Consider the following 24733-nt stretch of genomic DNA (forward strand, 5'->3'; position numbering starts at 1 on the left):
ATGACTGGCACGATTAGGGCGATCATTCTTCGTTCTTTATAATTGTGAATAATATTTCAAGTTGCTCTGTCGGCATTTTTTTTTGTTTGCTTAAATACTTTTTCAGTTTCTCCAATGTCTTGGGTCTTAAGTTATCTTTAGCCAATCCTAGCAACATTTCTATTTCATTAGGCTCATCGATTCTTTTTGAATAAGTAGGGTCGTTAAAAAGTTTCGAAACCAAAATAGTCTGCCCATTTTCTAAAGCCGTTTCAAGTAAGAGGTTGTATTTACCTTTTGTTAAAGTCGGTTGTCTGTCAATGAGGGTGATCTTACCATTGCCTAATGGGGCGAATTCAATTTCTTCGTCAAGATCGAAATCGTCTTCCACAATATTGTTGAGTGTTTTTAAATTTGATGTTAAAGGAGTGCGATTTTCTTCAAATCTATCTTCTGAAATGGCTAAAAGCATTTCTGCAATTTGATCTAAGTACTCAAAGTCTTGTACTGATTTCCATTTATCGGGAATAATGTTATGCCCATGCAGCGCTCCGATAAGCCCACCTGTAAAAGCTGCAATACTATCGGTGTCTGATCCCAATGCATTTACCGCTTCAATTACAGCTTCTAATGGCGTTTTGTGAAACTTTGTAGCCAAATAGATTCCTGCAATAACTGTCGCTGTTCCTGAACCTTTTGTGGCCTGGTCGAAGCAACCAAGTTTTTTCAAGGTTTCCTGAACAGGTAAAGTTTGTTTTATGCTTTGGAATACAAAACGTAATTGGTCTTGTGTCTCCGTGAGTGTTTCGGAATAAATTGTTTCAAAAGTTGTATTGCCAGTTTTATTCCATTCTTTGATCCATTCTCTTATTTCCGCTCTATTTGCAAATGAAAGTTCAAACTTCTTCGGAAAATCCAGTCCGATATGTGTAATGTAGTTTTCCCAATTAAAATCCTCGGGTCTGTAAACGATAATTTGATTTAAAGCATATCCGTAGAGCATCGCGCCTAAAATGGCCCTTGGGTGTCCGTGGGTAATTATGCTGTTGCAAAATATTTCTTCCTTAATTTTTTCAATGTTTCCAAGATTAGCTAATGCAATCGGCAAAACTCTCATAGCCGCACCGTTTGCACCGCTTTGTTTGTAATCGTAATTCTCCCCGTTTATTTTGTAGCTATAAAAATTATTGAACCATTTTACTGATTTTCTTTGAATTTTATCAGCGGCGACTTTTACCGTTCTGCCGCCTCCTCTCGCGTACTCTAGCCAATTAACGAGCTCAGTTTTTGCGAAATAATTATGGTCTGAAGCGCCATCTTTTTTGATGCTTCTTGCAACAGCCAAAAGTAGTTGTGTGTCGTCAGAATAGGCACCTGCCTTTATAGTATCAATAAAACCATAAAATCTACCACCCACCACTTTTTTCCACGTATGAAAGCTGTCAATTCGTTTAGTTCCAAATTTCTCATTTAAAGATTGTGTATTTTTCTCAAACTCAGTTATCCAACCTAAAGCATCTCCAATTGCTGAGAGTTTAACGCTTCCCTTATATTTTGTTTCTGCTTTCATTATAATCTTGAATTATTGAAAAGTGAATTGTCTACGACAAAATTAGTAGTATTATAGTCGCTTAGAGCAGCTTTTCCTGTTGCTAGATCTTTTTCATCTTTGAAGCACACCTGTAATATATCCGAAACAGCAATCTTGTTTTTCACTAAAACTTCAGCCTGTTCATCTGTCGGATATTTTTCTTTTAAATGGTTTCTCGTAATAGTTTTTGAACTATAAGAAGTAACAATTTGTAATGAGTCTGCAAACAACATTCGAAATTTGGCTATATCGCCCGTTACTCCAATTTTCCTTTTATTGTGGGTGTTTGCTGCATTGGTTACAGAAAACAACGTATCAAGTTGGTAGATATATTTTTTGTCAATTTTCAGAACACACCAATATATGTGATGTTCGTGTGTTGTTTTTTGCCGGAAGCGATTAAACAAAAATGAGTTGGGGTGTTGTATTGATAGGTTAATGTAACTTTTATCATCAAATCGAATATCATCGGTAAATTCTACATAGTCAAAAATATCTGTTTGGTCAATATCAAATTGCTCAAGTAAATTTCTTGATAGCAATTTTCCCTGCTCAAAGATACTTAACAAATTAATGGTGGGAGTGAAGTGAATTAAATGCTCAATTCCTCTACCAACGATCTCCTTTTGAAATTCTTTATGATCCTGTTTTAATTCCATTTTCTAAAATGGTAAATCGTTTTTATTATCTGTTTTTGAAAGACTACTTCTTTCAATTTTTTCAAGCAAACTTTCGTCAATTTCTGAAAGGTATCGTGATGGCATTCCACTGGATAACAAATACAATCTTTCTCTTGCTCTTGTCATCGATGTATAGAGTAAACGTCTTTCCGTTGAAATATGGAATTCGTCGTCAGCATCAATGAAACCTGCCGGATAGGGAATAACATCATCATTTAAGTCAACGATAAATACATTCTCGAATTCAAGTCCTTTGACAGATGATAGAGTGCAGATTTTTATATTGTCGCTTCCAAAATCTATATCCTCAGAATTTAATAGAATTTGATTTTCAAAGTTATTTGCGTCCAAAAAACCTTGAATATTATTTAATCCATTTCTGTTCCTATGCAGAATAACAGTTGAATTGATGTTGTCATCTACCTTTAGTTTTTTAAGTTCTTTCAGAATATAAGCACATTGTTGATCCCAATTGTGAAAATAACCTACTAAGGGTTTCTTTTCACCTTTACGTGCCGTTTCGACGGCTGTAAAATCGCTTTTATCATCTTCCTTTTCCAGAAGAGAGAGTGCAGCTCGTACAATTTGTACGGTATTTCTATAATTTTTCTTGAATTCAATAGTTCTACCACCTCTTACATTCAAACCAACTTCGCCCCAAGTGAATCCACTTTTATAGATCCTCTGGGCAGCATCAGCAATAATTGAAATACTTTTTGTTTCGTCGGAAACAAGTTGTGAAATGACAAGAATTTGCGCTTTACTTAAGTCTTGGGCTTCATCAACAATAATGTGAGTAAAAGGCTTTGTGAATTTTGGTTTTGAACTGATTATTTTCAAACAAAGCAATGCATAATCGTCAAAATCTGCTTGATCGTTAACTTTAAGTTGATTATTGTAATCTGAATAAATCCTCCAAATGATCTCTTTGTCCGCTTTTGTTACTCTATCATTTGTTCCCCGTCCCACTCGTTTTGCATCAATGTATTCTTCTTTAGATTGGAAAGCTTTGCCTTTCATCCAAGAAATTTCTTCAAGAAAAAAATCAACAGTTTTACTCGCTACATTCTGTGAGGAATATTTTGCTTTTATAGTTGCAACAATAATGCTTTGGCTCGTTCCCGAAATAGTTTTGGAAATACGTTTGCCACCAATTACTTTAGATAGTGGAATGCCATTTTGTTCGATAAAATGGTAAGCCCATTTATGGAAATTAGTTACAAAGACATTTATTCCTTTGGGTTTAGTTGGTTTTATTTCCTCACTGTCAGCCTGATAGCCACCCGAAATATGAGGAGTAATTGCGTTAATATATTTTACAAGTGTCTTATTGTACGTGAATATTGCAACTTTGGCTTCTTGAAATAAGTTTGATCTCGTGTCAAGCAAATGTTTAGCTCGGTAAAGGGCGACTGTCGTTTTTCCGCTTCCAGCAACGCCTTTTATTTGTATAGGCTCTGTAACTTGCAAAAACAAAACTCGCTTTTGTTCCCCTTTTAAAATTATCGGTTTTAGTGCCATGAAATTCTGTGGTTAGTGAGGTTGCGACCAAAATAAATCTGATGCCATTCTGCGCCCGCTCAATTCGGATATTCAATATTAAATTCGTTGATGTGGAGATTGTTCGTTCCTTAATGCCCCAAACTTTCTCAAATCCTTTCTATATTCTATACGGTTTCCCGTAATCAGCTTTTACTATTTGATTATAATATGATAATCATAGTATAGTGCTGGGCTGCTCTTGATTTGTATAGCACGCTGGCTATTAATTACACCAGAGAGCATAGCGACGCCTTGTCTGCGCCATAGGCGGATACTTTGAATGTTCGCCCTGCTTTAGGGTGCCAAATTGGCTCCTTAGCATCCAGTATTCTTCAACGGTCAATTCAATCATGAAATCATCCGGGAATCGCTCGATGTTGCGCCTACCCTGTCTTTTCAATTGTTTGGTCTCCACAGTGTATAGGTCGGCGAGGTCTCTGTCCAACATTACGTTAAGCCCATTGATTTGGAAAATCCGATCCTGAACGTTAGCTTCTAATAGTACGGTGTCTGTTCGTTCTAATTCGGTTTTAGTCATTGATAGTAAGTTATATTCGACGAAACAATTTGTGCCGTCACTTGGTTAGCTGATTTGTATTTCTTGTTTAGTAATCGGTTAGTAAAAACTCGTCTATAAATATCCTTTCAAATTTATCTCGATCAACGTCAGCATATACACTTACACCATTAGACGTATCGCCACCATCAAAATCACTTGCATTAAGCCAGGTTGCACTGGTCGAATATAAAGGTAGGGCGCCGGGATTTAATTTCCAAACTTTTGTTGGAAATTATAGACGGAAGGTATAGCCATGATTTATTGAGTGATACGTGATATAATCGGAAATTCCTTACATGAGTTATTGGCTAAGATGGTCTTGACGAAATTGAGCGTTTTTTTGGATAAACTATTTTGCTGAATTTTAGATTTAAGCCAAATTGTTTATTCATTCATGGGAGTGAAATCCTTTGTTGTCAGGAAACTTATTAGTTTCGTCATGGCTTGCAGAGCGAGATTTCAAAATGAAATTACCTTCTTTTTCCGAAAAACGCTCAACAACGAATTCGTCAAATTCTGTTGGGAACTTACCATAACCGGTAGTTAAAATTACTTGATATTCTTTTATAGAACCGTCAGGTTGTTTACCGAAGGCAACTGCATTATTAAGTAATGCTAAATTTTGATTTAGGTGATCGGTATCTATGCCTGAATCTTCAGGCGTATCGATCAGCAAAAATCTTGGATGTTTAACTGAATTTAGCTTCAACGACAGTGCAAGCATAGTAAAATAGTACATCAACCGTTTGGGCACATCACTACTATTCGCTTTATATTCTCTATTATCAATGAATGGCATGTAATCTTCATCGATGTAAGCCTCGTGACTTTGATAGGAAGATTTGGATAGAAGCTCACTATATATCTGATTGAATTGGGCTATCGTGTTCGCATTATTTTTGTTATATTCTTCTTTCGCTTTATTCAGACTTGCTTGTGCTGCTCCAAAAATTTTGTTTTTGTCTTCATAATCTTTCTTAAGCCTACTTTCTTCAGTACTGTTTTTTAGGCCGTAGTTAATTTTTAGGAGCTCATCTTTTAATTTGAAAATGCGATCATTAAGATCGTCTACGACTGTCGAGTTACCCGCAAACTCCGCTGTGTTGATGATATTTTTTAATTTTAGTGTGTATTCTTCCCAAAGAAGTGTGTTTTGTTCTATACGCTGTTTTTTTTCTATCAGATCATCCTCATAAGCGGCCTTACCTAAATTGATTGCTTTAATGCTTTTCTGCTTATGAGATAGAATGTCTTTGTACTCGTTAGCATTATAAACAAACTTCTCATAATCATCATCATTGAATTTTGATCCACAAATGCAATATCCTTCAACAACATCCTTTTTGGTCATACAAAAAGGGCATAGTTCCATGGCAAAAAGATCGAGTTTTTCGTGGGTAAATATGATCTTTTCAATTTGAGCGATCTCCTGTACTAATCCAGCATGTAAAATATCGATCTTGGCTTTTTCGTTTTCTAAAGCCCCTATTGCAACCCGATCCTGTGATAACTTTAGCTCCAAGTCTACAAGTATCGATTGCACCTGGGCCAATTCTCCCATCTTATCATCAACGGTTGTATTTTCCTTTAAATGACCTTTTCTTTCGGCCTCGAGCGTTGCCAAGGTCGACTCGATTTCCGTTTTTCTTAAAGAAAGTTTCTCAAAATCACCATTTACTTCATGATTTGCCGTGAAATTTTCCCAGAGAGCCTTTGCTAGGTCCCGATGTTTCATAGCCGCTCTTGCCTTGTCTATTTTCTTGAAATAATCCGCGGAAGAAATCCCGAGTAATATCTCAAAGATCGATTTTCTAATAATTATGGAATCGGCTACAAAATTTTCGGCTAAAGGGGCTTTGTAAATTTTTCTTGGCTCTGTATTCTGATCATAGTTAAGCAGCCGGAAAAGATCGTTAAAATTAAAATACCAATGCGAACCGCCCAAGTAAAGCTCAAATACAGGTATTTCCAGTTTTTCCAGTAACCAGTCAGAAAAAATAAACGAAGCGGACTTTCTGTCCAACGGAAAGGATTGAGTTCCTGAAGGTTGGTCAATAAATATGTCCGAGGAATTGATAAAGCGCTTGAACGAATAGGCAATACCATTGATCGAAAGATCAAGATGGACATAATTGTTTTTATCGTTTAAAATCAGTGAATAGCGACCTTCGGCATCATCATCGGTGAAAGGCTTTATTTTACCACCTAACGCATATTCAATAAAATAACTAAAAGTACTTTTACCAGAGCCATTGTCTCCTAAAATAATATTGACACCAGGATGAAGATCGGGTGATTCATAAAAGTAGTTATCCCCGAAATACTTAACTTTGTTTATGATCAAACTTCCCATGTAAGCACATTGTTTTGCGTGAATATTTTATCGACCAACGTTTTTATCGTCACTGTTTTGATCATACCCAGCGCCGTTTTTAACACAAGTGCATTGGTGGTTTCATTTAAGAACAATGAAGTTCGAAGAAAGTCCTCGGGTATAAATTCCTTTTTTAGCCAAAGGTCTATCGTTTTTGAAGTAACATTCATGGAAACTCCTATATAGTTTTTATTCTTTAGTATAATGATCAGATGATGTAATAACTTCTTCTTTATTTGCGCCCTCGTATATATTTTAGATAAAAATCTTTGGTCAAGTTTATTCGGATCGCCGCCTTCATTGATGAGGTCGATTAAATAGGCAATCTTTCGGAAATCCTTGAACCTTTTTGCCTCGGTCGTACAATCTAGAGCATTAAGCAGAATGATAGTATTATAGGCCAGAAAGTTATAATCCTCTTTCTGGATGAACATGAGTCGCTTTTTCGCTGCGTTTTTATTCTGCATAGATCCCCTCCTTGTCGAAAGAAAGATAACATTCATTGATCAGGTCCAAGACAATGCGATAAATCAGATCATCGTCTAAGATCGGATACTCGTATTTTTTTGATTTTACCTGAATAATTTCAATAGCCTTATTTTTAAATCGTTGAATGAGTGCCTTAACTTGATCTGTGGTAAGTTGCTCGTCGTTACTTTGATCGATAAAGTCGACAAGTTCACCTTGACAAGCGTCAAAAATTCGATATTTTATTGCACTTAGATCACGTTCCAGAAGGCTGGATAATTCCGATTTTCCTAAGGAAAGCTCTTGGCAATATCTTTGAATTTTCAATGTCGACATTTTACTATCTACTGCCTCAAATTTTTCAACAAGGTTCCTCGCATCGCTTAAAGTAAGTTCACCAAACTGTTCGCTTCCCCAATTGTCACCGAATATTTCGGTGGAGATATCAAATTTCTCTAGCCCGATATGATCAACAATTCTTCCTAGCGAACAACATTTGATATCATTATTCAAGGCTTCCGATCCTGTTACACTTTTTAATATCCCGATCAAATAAAAAATATCTTCGTTAATGATGAAAGCACCACTTCCTGACAAACCGCAGGCATCATCACTACCACCTTTAAATTTGTCTTGGCCTGAAAGTGTTATGCGAAACTCATTATTTGATATACCATTCAGCACTCTGCTTTTGAAAGTTCTACATTGCTCCGGGTTTACAACTTGAAATCCCGTGAAAGTAACTGGCATATCGATCTTGAAACTATCTGAGATTAAAATTTCAGGAAACTCATTATCTGAATCAAGATAGTTAACTTTAAGCAGAGCCCAATCTTCACACTCATCAGAAGCCACGATTTCGACAGCCTCGATTGTTTCAAAGGGTGTATTATAAAAGTCTTGACGTTCAATCAAAATCTGATCAAGTCTAACATCTTTAAATATGTTGTTCTCCCCATAAATACAATGATAGGCTGTCAGTACAAAAAAGCCATTTGTACCTTTTACCAAACATCCGCTACCATGATTTCTTAGTTGTTGGTCGATAAAAATTTTAATGCGCACACACGGCTTATTGGTTAATTTTTCATTCATATTCAAAAATATTCGTGCCTTCTACTAATTCCCAATTTCCAACAGATAGATCCTTGTCATCTACGAATTTGCCAGCTTTACGTTCGACTTCTATTCTAGGATAATTTAAGTATATTTTTCGATGTTTTTCAAAATTACTCGTGACTCGTTCCGGATGATATATAATGCGGGCGATGGTTTCGCGATCTGGGTGTGTATGATCAGAACTCCCTCCATTAGTGGATATAATAAATCGATCACAATCGATCATATCCAGAACGTCATTCATAGTATTATTTTTGCTGCCATGATGTGAAACTTTGACGAGATCAACTTTCAATCTTTTTTGAACTGAATAATTTTTGGAGATTAAAGCTTGTTTAATAAGTTCGGTATGTGAATCTCCTAATAATAAAACACTAAGATCAAAGGTGCGAAGTACGAAAGCGATGGATGAACTATTAAATAAGTCCTCAAAAATGCTTTTCTCTGGAGTATCATCATTTTCGGCTAGATCCGCAAGACTCCCTCTATCGATTTGTGATGATGCAATACTTGAAGAAATGTTTATGTCCCGAAGTTTTTTGTTGTACTCAGCTGATAAATCAGGCCATTTTCCGTAAAGGTCGTCAAGGACATCTTTAGTTGGTGATAACACTTCAATAGAAATTCCGGGGGGAACCACCGGCGTAACTCCTATGTAAATATCTTCGGCCCATTTTTCTTTAAGTTCACCTTTATCAATGAGCAATTCTTCAAGCGTTTTAGCTTGACTAAGACTGATAGTTTCACTATTCCTAAGAAATTTTATATTCTTCGAATTGAACCAATATTTTCCGATTTGGGATGGTTTAAAAAAGGGGGATTTAAAGAATTTAATAAGACCGGCGATATGATCGGAGTCGACGTGTGTTAATACTAAAACATCAATGAATTCGATTTTCCGCAGCTCATTTTTTAAGGTATTATCATAAGTTTGAGCTGTCCCCCCATCAATGAGCATGTGGAATGGATTGCCATTTGAATCGATGGTTTTAACAATAATTGAATCTCCATGATATGCCGGCAAAACCATAACTTGAGTTTTCTTCGGTCGTTGAATAGTAGACAATTTTGTATGTTTCAGTACTAACAGGAACTAAATTAGAAAAAAATAAATGTAAGTAGGTCGAGTTGAGGTTTCAGACAACGCTATTACTCTGTTTTCTTAACCATTCGTTCCTTCTTGGTCAACTTTTCTACATCAACGTTTAGCCCATTGGCTACTTCCAGCAAGGTAGAAAACATAAAATCTTCCTTTCCATTTTCCATGTCACTAATTTTGGCTCGATCAAGTTTAGGGCTTTTGTCAGCTAATTGTTCCTGTGTAAGTTTAGCCTTATTTCGGTACTTCTTAATATTACTTCCAATCCTCTTGTAAATACCTTCATACTTTTCAATTACCCTGCTTTTTTGTTCTTCTTTATCAGTCATTTACGATTTTTGTTAAAATATTTATGTGGTTATATTGCCACATTAAATATGTTTTGTTATCTTTGTTTTAGTTTATTAGCGACAACAAGGGAACAGCTATTAAAGCTGTTCTTAATGATGTATCTCGTTTGGAAAAACGGTCAATTTTGCCCACGAGAGTACCGTAAGGTCGCCCAAAACTGCTGGATTGTTTATCTTTGTCGGTATACACCCAGTGGGGCGACTCTTGCGTAAGACTTTCTAGGGGCATGCCAAAAACCTCGAGTAGGTTTTTGGCTAGGTTTACTGACCGTTTTCCTCAACTAGAAAGCTGCAGGAGTCGCCCTATTGGTTTTTGCGACCTAACTTGCTAAGCTTTCTGAGATGGCATCGTTTAAATAACCAATGATTATGAAAACGATCATCGCGAAACCGTTAAAGTACCTCAACCACATTCTAATTGCGGCGCCTACCGCAATTTGCGGTACTAGAAGCGTACAACTCCAGTCCCTACAATCAATCTTAAAGAACGTAAAACGTGCACCTGTATAAGGTTAACCAAAAAACAATGCGGCTATGATTCGCTTACGGGAGGGCAAAGAAAAAGTCCTTCCGTCGTGTGGGAATATAAACTCCCGATTTCATGGCTGCCACCGACCCCAATGCTGAAAGAAAAACCCGTTTTTAGCTCAGGTTGGTGAAGGTGTTTATTTTCGGTTACTATGCAATAGCTAAAAGTAGACGCTTTTTTCCAAACCTGCAAATAATCGCGGAAATTTTCTTCGGCTTGGCGGTCGGTTTGGGAATGAGTTTTTCGTAAACCGTTAATTACCAATGCTGAATGAAATCAATTTTACGCATAGGGGAGGGGTATGCCCTTTCCAAACATAAACTTAAGCACACTTATATACTATTTATCCGCCTGTTGGCCGTGGTGACGATCATGTGTTTGGAAGCCCGCGCGCAGCCGGAGCGAAGCGAAGTCTCGACCTCGGTCGGGAACCTAGCTCACCGCTCCACTGCGCTGTCGGGCGTTTTTTCCGAAAGCATTAACAGTCCGATCAGCTCAACCTTTTCTTCACACAAAAACCAAAATCACGTATGTATTTAGAAAACACAGGCTGGCTATTACCCAGCCTGACACTCAAAATCGCATTCCTACTTATTATCGTGGGCGTGGCCACACATAGCAAAGGCCAAGCGCCCAAGACACCCGCAAAGGCAGAGCTAACCAATGCATTGCCGACAGGAAATTCAATTTTTGACGAGCTATGGAACGCGCCGCTTACATTATGGAATGCAGCAGATAACAGTACCGAAACCGTTACGCTCAAAGATCACCGGGGCAAGGTGATTGTCCTCGATTTCTGGGCTACGTGGTGCAAAAGCTGTATTGTGAATATGCCGCGCATGCATCGCCTGCAAGACCAGTTTCAGGAAAATATGATCGTCTTGCCGGTTACGTATGAATCAACGGAAACAGTAGCCACATTATTTACCCGCTCCAAAGCCAGTGGCATCGGGCAGCTGCGAGGTTCTTTTCAGACCATCCTTTCAGACTCACTGCTCAAAGAGGCTTTCCCCAATCCAAACGGAACCATCCCTTATTTCGCACTAATCGGTAAAGACGGGCTGTATAAAGGCCCAATTACTCCCGAATACTTAACCGAAAGCCTGATCGCTGATCTCACAGCGGGGGATGCAGGCGGTGTACCGCACCTACGCGCAGCGCCGGTAAAGCCGCTGATGGATTGGTCGGCATCACTTGGTGCCGATTGGCAGCCGCCGATCGGGTATCATACCATGCTCTCCCGTTACATGCACGGTGCAGGAGAACCCACAGGGCGAGAAATCGATTCCCTAAAAGGCACAGAATGGCAATATTACATGAATCAACCGTTGCTCCGGCTATTTGGCGTGGCGTTAAGCAGCCCACTGCCCCGCCAGGCAAACCGAAGGATCATGCTGGTTGATTCTGCCGTGAGGTTTGACGACCACAGCTTACGGAATCCGAAATATGAACCTTTTGTATATAACTATTGTTACGAGGCGACGTATCCGGTCGGAACCCCCAAAGAGGCAGTGAAAGCGCGAATGCTGGCAGACCTCAATGCGTTGACCGGGGTAAAGGGGCAGTTAATCGTTAAAAGCATGCCTAGTCTGATCATACAAGGTAACGGGAATGCCAAAAGCCATCCGGCGCCAAACAACGAGGTACAGTGGTTGAATATGGTGTCGGTAGCTTGGTTTCTTAATCAACGATACGATATCGCTATCCCCCCTGTACTTGATGAGACAGGCTTCGACGGACAAATATGGATGGATGATTCGGCTCGTAAAGGGACCATCGCAGATGTCCGAAGGGTATTGCAAGCACAAGGTTTTGATCTGGTGGAAGAAAACCGGATGCTGGAGATGTTTTTATTGACTGACGGCGATAACCAGGAAGAAATCGGACAGCTCTCCCTTACGCTTACGAAACACGGCTACGTGAGAGGGGAGGGTGGCCATGAATAAGTTTGGCTATGCATTGACAGCACTGGCTTTGTACATGGGCAGTGTGTCTGCCACCGCTCAGGTAAAACAGGATAGCTTGCAGCGGGATACCGTTTTGTTGGAAGAGGTGGAGGTATCAACAGGCTACCAAACCTTGCCGGCCGAACGGGCAACCGGCTCCTTCGAGCGGGTAGACGAAAGGCTGTTCAATAGGCAGGTATCCACCCATGTGCTGTCACGTTTGGATGGCGTCATGCCGGGCATATTATTCGACAAGCGCGGTCCTTCGGACGTCCTGCGGGTAAGGGGGCTGAGTTCAATAGGGCTTACGGACAGCCGTCCGCTGATCATCCTCGATAACTTTCCTTATGAAGGCGATCTGGACGCTATTAATCCCAACGACGTGGCGAGCGTAACCCTGCTCAAGGATGCAGCATCTGCATCCATCTGGGGGGCACGGGCAGGGAATGGCGTACTGGTGATCACCACAAAGAAAGGCCGATTTGCCCAGCCGTTTCAATTGTCGGCTACTTCCAATATCACCATACAGGAAAAGCCCGACCTTTTCTATCAACCGCAGGTTGCGTCAACCGATTACATCGATATCGAGAAGATGCTGTTCGACCGTGGCGTGTATAATTCCGACTTGTCCAATACACGTACCTGGCCGGTGGTCTCACCGGTAGTAGATATATTGGATGCGCAGCGACGTGGCTTGCTGACCGAGGAAGAGGCGACAACGAAAATTGACGCGCTTAGAAACGTAGACCTTCGAAACGATATGAGCCGTTATCTCTACCGTGAAGCCGTCATGCAGCAATATGCGCTGTCCCTGCGTGGGGGGAGCAACCGGCTGAATACGCTATTTTCTGCGGGTTTCGACAGGAATCTTCAGTCGGAGCGGGGCAATGGTTATACGCGAACAACCGTTAGAAACCAAACCTCACTGAGGCCACTGGATAAACTAACGATGGATATCGGCATCGCCTATTCGGCAAGTAATCGACAGTCAAACGACCCCGGTTCAATAAGTATAAGTACGGGCAACGGTATTTACCCCTATGCGGCGTTGGTAGATGAAAATGGTCAGCCCGCGGTGATTGCAAGAGATCGGCGTGCAGGCTATGCAGATACCGCGGGGATGGGAAGGCTGCTCGATTGGCGGTACCGGCCCTACGAGGAACTTGCACTCGCAGACAACACGACACGATTGCAGAACCTGCTGTTCAACTTTTCTGCACGATATCAATGGAGTTCTCATTTGAGTACGGAAATACGCGGGCAGTATGAAAACCAATGGACCGATGGGCAGCAGTTGCAGCACGAACATTCGTACTATGTGCGTAATTTGGTTAATACGTTTACGCAACTGGCGGGCGAGAATGTGATCAGACCCGTTCCGCTGGGCAGCATATTAGACGGTAGCCGGTCGCGTTTGCAAGGCTATGGCATCCGTGGGCAGGCCAACTACAACCGGGATTGGTCTATTCATCGCGTGGCAGCTATTGCCGGTGGCGAGATCAGGCATGCCGGAACCGAATCGAACAGCGATAGGTTCTACGGGTATGATGCAGACCTGCGGATCAGCCAAGGAGTAGACTATGTAAACCGCTATCCGCGCTATACCAATTCGAGTTTAAGTAACATACCTTACATGGTATCCAGCCAGCGGGCGGTAACCCGGTTTGTTTCGCTGTATGCCAATGCTTCCTATACCTTGGCCGATCGGTACACCGTTTCGGCAAGTGCACGGCGGGATGCATCCAACCTCTTCGGGGTGGCTACCAATAACAAATGGTCGCCATTCTGGTCGGCCGGTCTGGCATGGAATATTGCAGATGAGCCTTTTTATCATTGGTCGGCTGTACCGCACCTCAAATTGCGTACTACGTATGGCCATGCGGGCAATACCGACAATGACCGGCCTGCCGTTACCACCATCGATTACCGCGGTGTTACAACGTTGGGCAGATTTCCCTATGCCATTGTCAGTAATCCACCTAATCCGGAGTTGCGTTGGGAAGACGTGGCTACTTGGAACATCGGGCTGGATTTTGCAACCCGGGGACGTACCCTGGGCGGTAGTCTGGAATATTATATCAAAACCGCATCAGACCTGATTGCACTGGTCGAAGCAGATCGTACATCGGGCTTTAATTCCTTTTCGCGCAATAGTGCGGTACTGCAAAACCATGGGTTCGACATTTCATTGTATGGCCGCCATGGAAAAGGCAACCTCGGGTGGTTGTGGGATGCTTCGTTTTCCCACACGCGCAATAAGGTGCTGGAATATTATTATTCCCCAACAAGCTATAGCAATGCGGTGACCAGGGGTGGAAATACGTTAACTCCCTTTGTCGGTCGGCCGGCCTACGCCCTGCTAAGTTATCGGTTCGCGGGCCTCGATCCCGAAACGGGCGACCCCTTGGGGTACTTAAACGGGGAAGTCTCCAAAGACTACACGAGTATGATACAGCGCGCTACCGAAAACGATGTCATACTGCACGGCACCGCCATGCCGCCCTATTTCGGTGCGTTGCGCAATACGTTCCAATGGAAGAACCTATCTATTTCAGCAAACGTAACGTTCCGTTTCGGCTATTTTTTCCGCAGGAACACGGTGATGTATTACCCCATCCTTTCCGGCAGCGCCATCAACATACATGGCGATTATTACAAACGGTGGCAACAGCCTGGCGACGAGGTACATACCACGGTACCGTCCATGCTGATACCGGGCAGCGCCGTGCGCGACGGATTTTACCGTGATTCCGAAGCAACTGCCGAGCGTGGAGACCACATTCGTCTGCAGGATGTAAACCTAAGTTATGCATTCCGTGGCGATGCATTGCGGTGGGGGCCGTTTAGGGAAATCAGGGCAACCCTCTATGCGCGCAATCTGGGCCTAATCTGGAAAGCCAATGATGCGGGGCTGGATCCGGACTACTTGGAAATGCCCGCGCCCCGAAGTGTTGCGTTTGGGTTATCGATGGACTTTTAATTTAATAACAATGATATCATTAAAGAAAACGCTGGGACTGGGTTTGATCTTCTGCTGTACGGTCGCCTGTGAAAAATACCTTGCGGAAAAGCCCAGTTCTTCAATCGCCATACCTTCAACCGTGGGGGATTTTCAGGCATTGGTTGACTATCAAGCAAGGATGAACGAAAATTATCCCGATTGCGGCGATAATGCGGCTGACTATTTCTACCTGCTCACAGCAGATTGGATGGCTCGTGCGGAATGGGGGCGTGGAACTTACGTTTGGGACCCCCAAGCGGATGCCTCGCGGGATTGGTCGGTCTGCTATGAGAAGATCTTCTACACCAACATTGTCCTAGAGGGGATAGATGATGCGTTGCTGGACGGTCTGGGAGAAAGAGATCGTGATCGGGTGAAAGGCAGTGCACTGTTTATCCGTGGATTTACCTACCTCAACTTGGTGCAGTTATTTGTGCCTCCTTATGATTTGGATATCGAAGATAGCCCTTATGGCTTGCCGCTTCGATTGACCCCGGATATCAACGCGGCGACAACTAGAGCCACGGTGGGCGATACGTATCGGCAAATAGAGGCAGACCTGCTGGAAGCCGTTTCGTTCCTGCCGGATAAATCGTTTATCGCGACACGCCCATCGAAGGCTGCCGCATACGCAGCGCTTTCGCGGTTGTACGTGTTTATGGAACGGTACGACGATGCATTAACCTATGCAGACCGTTGTTTGGCCGTTCAGCCAGACCTGATGGATTACAACGATCTTGACGCTTCACAGCGGGAGCCGTTTACCGAATTGAACCCAGAGGTCATTTTTCATGCGGCGTTGCAGGGTCAGTCCGGTATTCTCGCGCAGTCACGCGCCCGTGTAGACTCAACGCTGTACTCGACGTATGGCCCGAATGATCTTCGCAAGGCACTGTTTTTTGAGGAGCAGAGCGATGGTACATGCCTATTTAAAGGCTCCTATTTTGGGAGAGGCGCAATTTTTTCAGGACTGGCAACCGGCGAGGTCTATCTGATGAGGGCTGAATCGTTGATTCGTTTGGGCGATTGGCAGGAAGGAGTTGAAACCCTGAAACAATTGTTGAATAAGCGGATGGAAGCCGGAATGGTCGACATCCCCGCCGATCTGGATGAAGAACGTGCGCTGGCATGGGTCTTGGCAGAGCGGGAAAGAGAGTTGGCGTTTCGTGGAGGGGTAAGATGGGGCGATCTCCGGCGGTTGAACAAAGACGAGCGATTTGCGAAGACGTTGGTTCGAGTTGTTGACGGCCAGACCTATGTGTTGGAACCGAACGATCCGCGTTATACCTTTCTGATACCGATTCAAGTCATTTTACATTCGGGAATTCTGCAGAACCAGCGTTAACATGAAATACGGGTACAGCGCTAACTGTACCCGTTCATTTGTTACTCACAAAACCGACCCCTGCTTAATTTCCGGAAAACGCCCCGTACGTGAGGTCCTGATGCTGGTCCCCGTCTTCGATCGCCTCAATAAGTTCCGGCGAAAGATCGGGTTGCCCTCCTGCGTCAGGAGCGTCTACAAGACATACCTGTTCTTGACCTGAACAATCGTTTTCACTGGCTCCGGGAGCCTCGTCATATCCCCGCGGATCTGTAGGGGGAAACCCTTTCTCAGGGTTATATGACCACATGGTGGCGCTTGATGTACTAAGAGCCTGCACCGCGGCTTTGCCGACGAACACTGTGAACGCCAGCAACAACGCTACCAAGGGTAGCTGCTTACTTAATTTAACCATAATTACTCCTGTTTTAAAGAACATCACTTGGCGGGTTGCTTGCTCCCTTCAAACGGTTTGTTATTCCTGCCCTCCGGCAGCCGGTGAAGGCATCGTTTTATCGCCTTCCTCTTTTGGTTGTAAACCGCTCGTGGGAACGTCGCTTCCCGCTTTTGTGATTGCCGAGTTAGCTACACCCAGCGTCCGTATACGGATATCGTTATCGGCCGTCAGCCCACCGCTGCGGCTTCTTTTCGTTACGTGTTTTTATGCTTCGGTGGTATAGTACCCCACCCATTGCTGCCAATGCGGCGAGCCCCATGTTTACCCAGAAATGTGCCGTCCACGAAAGGCTGCTGAAGAGCTTGCCGCAGGCGCACACCACATTTCCATCAGGCTCAGATGCCGCGTAGGCGGTATAGCCGGCGAACGCCAAAAGCATCACGACCGAAGCCCAAAGGCCCCAGCGTCTTGTTCGCGGGTAAACCAATAGTCCGGTTACGGCCAGTTCGCCGATAGGCAGCCCCCACTCCAAAACCGCCTTTGCCCAGCCGGGCAGCGGTTGCTTGTATAGCTGGATACGGAATACCGTATGGTACCAAACTTTCTCGATGCCGGTATAAAAGAAAAGCATGGTGAGCAGAACGGTAATGATGAGCATGTAAGGTGTTGCTTTCATAACGCTAAGGAAAGGTGAAAAGCCGCCGATGTGGCTAACCGAAACGATAGCCGTGCAGCTATTTTTCCGGCGGATGGTCAAACCGGTCAATGCTGCTGGCGAAAGGCTGTGGGCGTTAGTCCGGTCTCGCGCTTAAAGGCGCGGATGAGACTCTCGGCATACATAAAGCCTACCCGTTCGGCAATGGCGGTAAGCGAAAGTTCGGTATCCAGCAGCAGGTGCTTCGCCGCGTGGATACGCTGCATGCGTACAGCACAGGCAACGGAGATGCCATACTTAGCGGCATAGGCATGCCGAAGCGCGGGAGCCGACCATCCGAATTGCCGTGAAATCCCCTTTAGCCGCATGGAGTACTTTTCGGCGTAGTGTGCTTCGATATGGGCCTGCACACCGTCGAGCATCGTGTCGATCGGGTGTATGGCGGGTTGCTGCTGCAATCGTTCGTGGTAAAGGGCTAGCAACCGGGCGAGGTATATCTTCAACGCGCCGTCCAATTCGTCGCCCCGCTTCGGGCAGTTCCGTATACGTTGGAGGGTGCGCTGCTCGTCTTGCATTAGCGTAGCCTCGCGAAGGCACAACGGCGGGTCGGCGTTGGTTTTCCATGCGTTTACGAGAGGATGCAGCTCGTTATACTGCCGCGTAAGCCATACGAGGTATCCGTATGGAAACGCAACCAACAAGGTCTCATGTTGGCCGGGTGGCAGGTTAAAAAGGTAGTTGCCGGCAGGTAGGTAGCACCCGCAGTACCTGCCCTTTTCCAGCCGGAAGGGTGCCCCGCCGTGCAGCAGTCTGTTTATGCGACCTTTGAGCTGGTATACAAACAAAACCAGGCCTTCGCCGAGCTGCAACTGCATGGCTTGGCCGCGGACAATATGTGCCGTATACAGGTAGATGCTGAATTGCCACCCTTCGACCAGTTGCAGAAATAAATGCGCTTCTGCATGTTCCAGCAGGCTGCGTTTAGCATAAGGTATCGGATAATCGCTGATCCTTACCGGATCGTTTAGTGCTTTGGCCGGCCGATCCGATGCCTGGGCAAAGCAAATAGTTAGTGTTCTTTCCATGTGCTAAAAATGGATAGGTAGAAACTAAGGAATGGCAATTGGTGACAGAATCGTATCATGGGTTGATAGGCTTGGCTCGTCAAAGGACGAAAGCATTCGTCCGCCGGTAGACCTATTTCGTCCCGTTAAAGTCGGATTCCGTTTTGAATCACGCATAAAGTTAGTCAGGATTCCCATGTTTGCCGCTGTCGACAAGTTTATTCCGATGGCCAAAGGAAGCAGGGGATTCCGAAAACCTGAGTAAGAGAGTAGGATAAAACCTTAACACGGAGAAACCATGGAAGAAGAATCTTTTTTCCCGATTTTCGAAGAAGAACCAAAATGTGATCCCTGGATCTTTTAATCGAGCATGAAGGTGCCCCGCAATAAGCGGCGGGGCATCATCCTGTTTTCAACCGTGTTTTCCAATAAACCCAGAAATGAATTTCTATCAACAACTGACAGCCATGGCCAACGAAATCGAAGGTATCGATGTAATAACGTCCGAGGCATGGTACCGGCGCTTTGCAATTTTCAGCGCCAACCTGGGCTTAATGATACCAAATGTACCCATGGCAGATCATGTGGATTTATTCAAAAAGACGATCCGTAACCAGTGCTGGGCAAAGGAAGAACAGCGCCATTTTCAGCAAATGGAGTATGCCCTGGATGATCCGGTAAGGGAAGTTATCGCAGGATTGCCTAAACAACCAGCCATTATTGCTACCTTCCATATGGGGTCATATCGATTGTTGGGGCAAGTGTTGGCCAAAATGGGCGTAAAGTTTTCCCTGCTTTTGGCCACCAATATCGCCATTGATCAGGGTGAAACGTTCCGCAGATCGATCCACGACATCGGCGGTCCACTGCCAACGACATTTGACATCATCGATGCGGAGTCGCCTGCCGCTGGGTTGAAAATGCTGCGATCCCTAGGCAGGGGTGAAAGTTTATTGGCATATGTAGACGGCAATACCGGCGCGGGTAGCCAGCAGTCCAAGACCATACCGGTGCCCTTTATGAACGGTACGTTACACGTCAGACAAGGGTTGCCTTGGCTGGCGTATAGGGCGGGTGTGCCATTGCATGTCATCCACTGCCTGCGGGGGGGACCGGGTCGTGCCAGGTTCAAGCTTGGTGTCAATCCGTTGCCAGGTAACAATGGATACACACCCATCGCTTCGGATATCCAACGGGCGATGCAGGTATTGTATGCCGATTTGGCTGCACACATAACAGATGATCCTTGGCAGTGGGAATGCTGGCTCTATCTGCAGCATTATTTACTAAAGTGAGTAATTTTTTCGTAGGTTTTATGGGTGTTTAAACGATAATTTTTAATATTATCGTTTAAAATATAAGCCTATGCAGCCAATTATACCTAGAAGCCCATGGTTTCATCGCGTGATTTTGCACAGTCGCTGGTGGCTACTCTATACGGCAGTGGTCTCCTCGCTCAACTTATTTGGCAGGCCAGTTCATTATGTTTTTGGTTACCTCATGGTCTGCTTGCTGATGGCTTTGACCTTTTATGCGCTACTGGTAATCCATTGGCATATCCGCAACAATTGGTTGAAAGCGGTAGGCTATCTGGTGGTAGCGGTGGCCATGCAATTGTTGTTGTTCGAGCTATTGAATGTTTGGCTGCCGAGTATCCACATTGAATTACAACGTCCTGTAAAAGCCATGACACTGCGTTCACTATTCTTTGGTTTGAATATGTTTCTGGATGTTGCGCTAGGAGCCGTAGCTTATGCACTCCATCGAAAGGCAGTTAACGCACTGGAACAACAGCTCCAATTGGAACGGGCGTTGCATGCAAAGGAAGTCGAACGCTTAAACATGGAGGCGTTAGCGTTGCAACGTGAGTTGGAAAGGAGACGGGCAGAAAGTGCACAGTGGGTAACCGCGATGAATTCGCACGGTATTCGAAATGCTTACAATGCTATTTACCAATTGCTCTTAAAGAACGAAAAGATTGCAAACGGCTTTCTGGGCTTAAAAGCGATGCATGAATATGTGTTGGAAAATGCACCGGGCCAATCGGGAATGGTACCACTGAGACATGAAATAGAGATGCTACGAATATGGTCGAAGGTTTATGAACTGGGATACCAATCAAATAGCTCATTGGATATCGAGGTGGCGACTCGGCTGCCGCCGATCTCGGTGCCTTCATTCAGTTACATCGTCTTTCTGGAGAATGCATACGAACTGGGAGATAACGGAAACGCCGAACATCCCGTTCAGATCAGAATCAATATCGTCAAACAGCATGTCCATTTCAGGATCCGGAATAAGAAAATAACGAATAAAATGAAGAGCCGGTTTAAATCCGGTCGCCCATCAGGTTTGGGTATTAAAGGGGTACGACAGCGATTGGAATTGACCGATATTCCTTATAACCTGGTAATTGAGGACCGCGACGACTTTTATACGGCTACTTTATCCATTGATTATACTAAACACATTTAATATGGCTATCCTTCCTTATCCCCATCGTTTGCGGATTGTTGTTGTCGACGACCACCAATCCAGTATTGATGTAATTAATGCGCACGCCACCAAAATGGAAAACGTGTCGGTATCTTTGGCAACTACCGATCCGTTTGAAGCGCTCCGTTTTATCCGACAGAACACCGTAGAAGCCGTTTTCCTCGACGTCCGGATGGATGTGATGGACGGATTGGAGTTCATTGAGCAATTAGCTGATCCACCACCGATTGTACTGACCACAGCCTATGATGAATTTGCCCTGAAGGGCTATGAACTGGAGGTGGTGGACTACCTGTTGAAACCGATTGATTTTGCCCAGTTTGCCAAAGCTATTCATCGCGTCGAAAAAAAGCTGTTTGGCGTAGCAGCACCAACAGTGCCGATTGAAGAACGAGCAGATTCCCGTGTTATTTTGCCGGTTGAGCATAAGATGATCATGGTGAATCTAACGGATATCCTTGCCTTGGCGGCCCGCCGGAACACAACCGAAGTACATGTCCTTGGTCAGTACCATTTCTTGGACAGGCATACGAGTAAAGTATCTCGAGAAGTGATGGACATGGTCGTCAATAGGCCGTTTGGCGAATTGGTAGATAGCTTGCCTTATCCACAGTTTGTACGGACACATCGTAGTTACGCAGTGGCGTTGGATATGATCGCCGAATTCAATGGAGGGTTTGTGAAGTTGTTCCATTTGCCGCAAAAATCGTTCTCGGTTTCGGAAACCTACCGCGAAGAAATCAAGAACTTATTGAGTAAAGAAAATCAATAGTCCACATATGTTTAACATACTTTATTTAACGCTAAAAGGAGGCTCTTATGGAAAACAACCCTTATTTATCTTACCCCAAAAAGGAAAGCGCGTTGGCGGAAGCTGTCGTAGCGCTACTTAACCAAATTGCAGAACTGCTCAAGCAGTTGCTGGCCGGTCTGGGCAATCCCGCTCGTCGCCATGGGCTGCTACGACCTGAAGAGGTAATGACCATGCTCTGCATTACCGACCGTACCCTGCGAAGGTATAATCAGCAAGGTATCCTCCGGCCCATCCGCTTTGGCGGCATGTACTTTTACCTGATGGATGAAATCATCGCATCGGGTAGAGGAGATGCTACCGCCGGATAGCTGCCTTCGTTGCTTCCCGCCGTCCGCATCGAGGCGGCGGGAAGCACAGGTATCAATATCCGTTCCCACTTCGGTATTCGTTGCGACTTCCCTTTGATCTTGGTTTGGTCTCGGTTATACCTCGCTTTGCGCAGACCAATACGAGTGCAATACGAGGTAGCTCGGAGTGCAGAAGGAGCTCCCAAGCAACTCGTTATCTTTTCGCTTTCCAGTCTGGTACCCTGCACGGTTAGTCATCGTGTTGCCCGGCTAAACCCGGCTAAATCCGGCCAATGGTGGCCAATTCCGGTCAACTGCGGACAGCTGTTATTTTATTCTTTTTCAGGTGTTTATGTTTGCGTCGTCAGCGTTGGGCTACCAAAGGGTAGGACGCTGGCGATATGAATTTTTACACTTAAAAAAGGAGGACATTATGGCAAAATTCATAAACGGTGCAATAGGCACTTTTTCGGGAAAAGTGGGAAGCATAATCGGCAGCAGCTGGCGCAACATCCACTACATGCGTGGTCTGCCGAAGAAACGCACGAAGCCGTTTTCGGAGGCGCAATTGGCACAGCAACAGCGTTTCGGGCTGATGGGTAAGTTCCTACTCCCACTCAAGGGGTTGTTTGAGATCGGCTTGGCCAACTTGGACGACGGCGAGGCTACGCTCTTCAACCAGGCGATGGGAATGAACCTGCCGGCCGTGACGGGCAGCTACCCGGAGTTTACCATCGACTACGGCAAGGTGCAATTCAGCAAGGGTGGATTGTTGAAGCCGCGGGGCGTAACGCTCACCGCCGGTGCGCAGGAGGTGACGGTAGCGTGGCGACCGGGGGTAACACCATTCAACGGCCACGCGGACGATGACGTGTACTTGCTGTTGTATGACCGCGAGCTGGAGGTGTTTTACACCACGGATGAGGTGGTGCAGCGCTCGGTTGGCGAGGCGGTCGTTCCCATAGATGACGACACGGTGGGGCATGATGCGGAGGTATGGCTGTTTTGCGTGAGCCGCGACGGTGCTTCGATATCGGAAACGGTGTATGGAGGTTCGGTATTGTGGGCGTAGCTCGTGCTGCGACTAAAGTTTGACATGGACCGGGGCCTTGTGCCCCGGTTCATTAAAAAGGAGAGATCATGGCAAAATTAACTGACTTGTTGGCGTTTTCGGGCGCTGTTGGCGATATGGTGGGTTGTAAGGGGCCGCACGGGTTTTACATCCGGAGCCGCCCACGGAAATCGCACAAAGAACCCACTGCAAGGCAATTGGAAGTGCGTGCGCGATTGGCATTGGTGATGGGCTTTTTAAAGCCACTCAAAGCGGTTATTCATCTGGGCTTTTCGGCCACCAATACCACAAGGACCAAGATGTCGGCAATGAATGCTGCGGCCTCGCATGTGCTCAACCATGCAATTGCTGGTGAATATCCCGACCTGCAGATCGAGCCTGAAGAGGTGCGGTTGAGCCGAGGCATGTTACAGGGTTTGGCAGACGTGGGAATCGGGATGTTGGGTACTTCGGTGGATGTGACCTGGTCGACCGAGCCGCCTCAATTCATCGGCTATCCGGACGACCGCGTAACGATCGTGGTTTATCATCCGGCGGAAAAGACCGTAATGGTTGGAAAGGTATCACGGGACGCGGGAGCGGTGTCGGTGGATGTCTCGGATGAACCGACCGGCAGTGAGCTGCTGGTGTACGCCTGCGTGTCGGATCGCGACAGGAAAGAGTTTTCGAATAGCCAGTTTTTGGGGAGAATTACCTATGAATGAACGACAAAGAATAAAAATAATCCGCGTGGCGCAGGGGAAGAACAGTACCCTGAGCCACCTCTATATCGGCAGCTTTTTCTGTTGCTACCTGCTGGAAGACAGCATCCGAACGGAGAAAATCCAGGGCCTTACCTGCATCCCGGAGGGGGAGTATGGGCTTTCGCTCAATCCCTGGGCGGGCATGAACGCACGCTATGCGCCCAAATACCCCAAGCTGCACCAAGGCATGGTGGAGATCATCGAGATACCAAACTACAGCTTGGTGTTCATCCACATCGGCAATTACCATACGCAGACGGCAGGCTGCCCGCTCACGGGATCGTACTGGCAACTGCTGGATGGCGACTACCAGGTGCTGCACTCCGCCGCAGCGTATAAGTACGTGTACCCGTTGCTGGTGGAGCAGATTGGGCTGGGTAATGATCGGGTAATGGTAGAGAATCGGTTTTAGCCTGCTGCTCACCAACTGGATCTCCGGCGCTATGCTTGGATCTCCTAGGTTGGCTCTGCAGCAGGCTAAAACCGAATGGGGCAGGGGTATGGGGGCTTTCGCAACCCATCCAGCTGCTTAGCAAGCCCGTAAGGAACCTAGTGGCGTGAGCAGAGCGAGCGTTACAGTTCCGTTGGGCTTGCTAACAGCACCCCACGTTACAGTTGCGGCGCGCGTCCAAAGTGCCTCCACA

General features: G+C 45.1%; 23 protein-coding genes. 11 read left to right on the forward strand and 12 right to left on the reverse strand.

Annotation, left to right across the window (positions count from 1 at the left end):
* Nucleotides 1-22 precede the first annotated feature (22 nt).
* From IEV98_RS11600 to IEV98_RS11640, 9 genes are all read right to left on the reverse strand, one after another.
* Nucleotides 23-1549: an ADP-ribosylglycohydrolase family protein gene (locus IEV98_RS11600; RefSeq protein WP_188505988.1), complete on the reverse strand. Its 1527-nt coding sequence runs from the start codon at nucleotides 1547-1549 to the stop codon at nucleotides 23-25.
* The gene (locus IEV98_RS11605; RefSeq protein ID WP_188505989.1) at nucleotides 1549-2229 is read right to left on the reverse strand and encodes a DarT ssDNA thymidine ADP-ribosyltransferase family protein; all 681 of its coding nucleotides are present in this window, start codon (nucleotides 2227-2229) and stop codon (nucleotides 1549-1551) included. The genes IEV98_RS11600 and IEV98_RS11605 overlap by 1 nt, the downstream gene beginning before the upstream one ends.
* A gap of 3 nt (nucleotides 2230-2232) precedes the next feature.
* Nucleotides 2233-3771, reverse strand: coding sequence for a 3'-5' exonuclease (locus IEV98_RS11610; protein ID WP_188505990.1), 1539 nt, complete (start codon nucleotides 3769-3771; stop codon nucleotides 2233-2235).
* Between the two features lie 244 nt (nucleotides 3772-4015).
* On the reverse strand, nucleotides 4016-4330 hold the full coding sequence (locus IEV98_RS11615; protein WP_229738697.1) for an ORF6N domain-containing protein: 315 nt from the start codon (nucleotides 4328-4330) through the stop codon (nucleotides 4016-4018).
* 409 nt (nucleotides 4331-4739) lie between these two features.
* Nucleotides 4740-6704 carry an AAA family ATPase gene (locus IEV98_RS11620; protein ID WP_188505991.1) on the reverse strand — a complete coding sequence of 655 codons (1965 nt, stop codon included), beginning with the start codon at nucleotides 6702-6704 and terminating at the stop codon, nucleotides 4740-4742.
* Nucleotides 6692-7192, reverse strand: coding sequence for a hypothetical protein (locus IEV98_RS11625; RefSeq protein WP_188505992.1), 501 nt, complete (start codon nucleotides 7190-7192; stop codon nucleotides 6692-6694). Before IEV98_RS11625 ends, IEV98_RS11620 begins: the two co-directional genes overlap by 13 nt.
* Nucleotides 7182-8288: a trypsin-like peptidase domain-containing protein gene (locus IEV98_RS11630; protein ID WP_188505993.1), complete on the reverse strand. Its 1107-nt coding sequence runs from the start codon at nucleotides 8286-8288 to the stop codon at nucleotides 7182-7184. The genes IEV98_RS11625 and IEV98_RS11630 overlap by 11 nt, the downstream gene beginning before the upstream one ends.
* Nucleotides 8281-9342, reverse strand: a complete 1062-nt coding sequence (locus IEV98_RS11635) for a ComEC/Rec2 family competence protein (RefSeq protein WP_229738698.1) — start codon at nucleotides 9340-9342, stop codon at nucleotides 8281-8283. The genes IEV98_RS11630 and IEV98_RS11635 overlap by 8 nt, the downstream gene beginning before the upstream one ends.
* A 119-nt stretch (nucleotides 9343-9461) precedes the next feature.
* A complete protein-coding gene (locus IEV98_RS11640) occupies nucleotides 9462-9740 on the reverse strand; it encodes a helix-turn-helix domain-containing protein (protein ID WP_188505995.1) in 279 nt (92 codons plus the stop codon).
* A gap of 820 nt (nucleotides 9741-10560) precedes the next feature.
* Here IEV98_RS11640 and IEV98_RS11645 point away from each other — a divergent pair.
* From IEV98_RS11645 to IEV98_RS11660, 4 genes are read left to right on the forward strand one after another with little or no spacing between them, the layout of a single operon-like run.
* Complete coding sequence (locus IEV98_RS11645; protein WP_188505996.1) at nucleotides 10561-10830, forward strand: hypothetical protein; 270 nt, start codon at nucleotides 10561-10563, stop codon at nucleotides 10828-10830.
* The gene (locus tag IEV98_RS11650; RefSeq protein ID WP_188505997.1) at nucleotides 10821-12236 is read left to right on the forward strand and encodes a TlpA family protein disulfide reductase; all 1416 of its coding nucleotides are present in this window, start codon (nucleotides 10821-10823) and stop codon (nucleotides 12234-12236) included. The genes IEV98_RS11645 and IEV98_RS11650 overlap by 10 nt, the downstream gene beginning before the upstream one ends.
* Nucleotides 12229-15216 carry a SusC/RagA family TonB-linked outer membrane protein gene (locus IEV98_RS11655; RefSeq protein ID WP_188505998.1) on the forward strand — a complete coding sequence of 996 codons (2988 nt, stop codon included), beginning with the start codon at nucleotides 12229-12231 and terminating at the stop codon, nucleotides 15214-15216. Before IEV98_RS11650 ends, IEV98_RS11655 begins: the two co-directional genes overlap by 8 nt.
* Before the next feature lie 10 nt (nucleotides 15217-15226).
* Entirely contained in the window at nucleotides 15227-16582 is a 1356-nt protein-coding gene (locus IEV98_RS11660) for a RagB/SusD family nutrient uptake outer membrane protein (protein WP_188505999.1), read from the forward strand.
* A 64-nt stretch (nucleotides 16583-16646) separates the two neighbouring features.
* On the opposite strand, the gene IEV98_RS11665 is transcribed toward IEV98_RS11660, so the two are convergent.
* From IEV98_RS11665 to IEV98_RS11675, 3 genes are all read right to left on the reverse strand, one after another.
* Entirely contained in the window at nucleotides 16647-16976 is a 330-nt protein-coding gene (locus IEV98_RS11665) for a hypothetical protein (RefSeq protein ID WP_188506000.1), read from the reverse strand.
* Nucleotides 16977-17175: 199 nt separating this feature from the next.
* Nucleotides 17176-17634 carry a MauE/DoxX family redox-associated membrane protein gene (locus IEV98_RS11670; RefSeq protein ID WP_188506001.1) on the reverse strand — a complete coding sequence of 153 codons (459 nt, stop codon included), beginning with the start codon at nucleotides 17632-17634 and terminating at the stop codon, nucleotides 17176-17178.
* Between the two features lie 86 nt (nucleotides 17635-17720).
* Nucleotides 17721-18698, reverse strand: a complete 978-nt coding sequence (locus IEV98_RS11675) for a helix-turn-helix domain-containing protein (protein WP_188506002.1) — start codon at nucleotides 18696-18698, stop codon at nucleotides 17721-17723.
* Nucleotides 18699-19117: 419 nt separating this feature from the next.
* Between IEV98_RS11675 and IEV98_RS11680 the strand changes: the two genes are divergently transcribed.
* The 7 genes from IEV98_RS11680 (at nucleotide 19118) to IEV98_RS11710 (ending at nucleotide 24501) form a co-directional block, all read left to right on the forward strand.
* The gene (locus IEV98_RS11680) at nucleotides 19118-19972 is read left to right on the forward strand and encodes a lysophospholipid acyltransferase family protein (protein ID WP_188506003.1); all 855 of its coding nucleotides are present in this window, start codon (nucleotides 19118-19120) and stop codon (nucleotides 19970-19972) included.
* A 70-nt stretch (nucleotides 19973-20042) separates the two neighbouring features.
* Nucleotides 20043-21152 (forward strand): LytS family sensor histidine kinase, encoded by a 1110-nt coding sequence (locus tag IEV98_RS11685; RefSeq protein WP_188506004.1) that lies wholly within the window; start codon nucleotides 20043-20045, stop codon nucleotides 21150-21152.
* Between the two features lies 1 nt (nucleotide 21153).
* Entirely contained in the window at nucleotides 21154-21945 is a 792-nt protein-coding gene (locus IEV98_RS11690) for a LytR/AlgR family response regulator transcription factor (RefSeq protein WP_188506005.1), read from the forward strand.
* Nucleotides 21946-21992: 47 nt separating this feature from the next.
* Nucleotides 21993-22295: a helix-turn-helix domain-containing protein gene (locus tag IEV98_RS11695; protein WP_188506006.1), complete on the forward strand. Its 303-nt coding sequence runs from the start codon at nucleotides 21993-21995 to the stop codon at nucleotides 22293-22295.
* Nucleotides 22296-22707: 412 nt separating this feature from the next.
* Complete coding sequence (locus IEV98_RS11700) at nucleotides 22708-23346, forward strand: DUF6266 family protein (protein WP_188506007.1); 639 nt, start codon at nucleotides 22708-22710, stop codon at nucleotides 23344-23346.
* 68 nt (nucleotides 23347-23414) lie between these two features.
* A complete protein-coding gene (locus IEV98_RS11705) occupies nucleotides 23415-24050 on the forward strand; it encodes a DUF6266 family protein (protein ID WP_188506008.1) in 636 nt (211 codons plus the stop codon).
* Nucleotides 24043-24501, forward strand: coding sequence for a DUF5675 family protein (locus IEV98_RS11710; RefSeq protein WP_188506009.1), 459 nt, complete (start codon nucleotides 24043-24045; stop codon nucleotides 24499-24501). The genes IEV98_RS11705 and IEV98_RS11710 overlap by 8 nt, the downstream gene beginning before the upstream one ends.
* The last annotated feature ends 232 nt before the right edge of the window (nucleotides 24502-24733 follow it).

It is taken from the genome of Parapedobacter pyrenivorans (assembly GCF_014636865.1).
In the GTDB taxonomy this organism is placed as follows: Bacteria; Bacteroidota; Bacteroidia; order Sphingobacteriales; family Sphingobacteriaceae; genus Parapedobacter; species Parapedobacter pyrenivorans.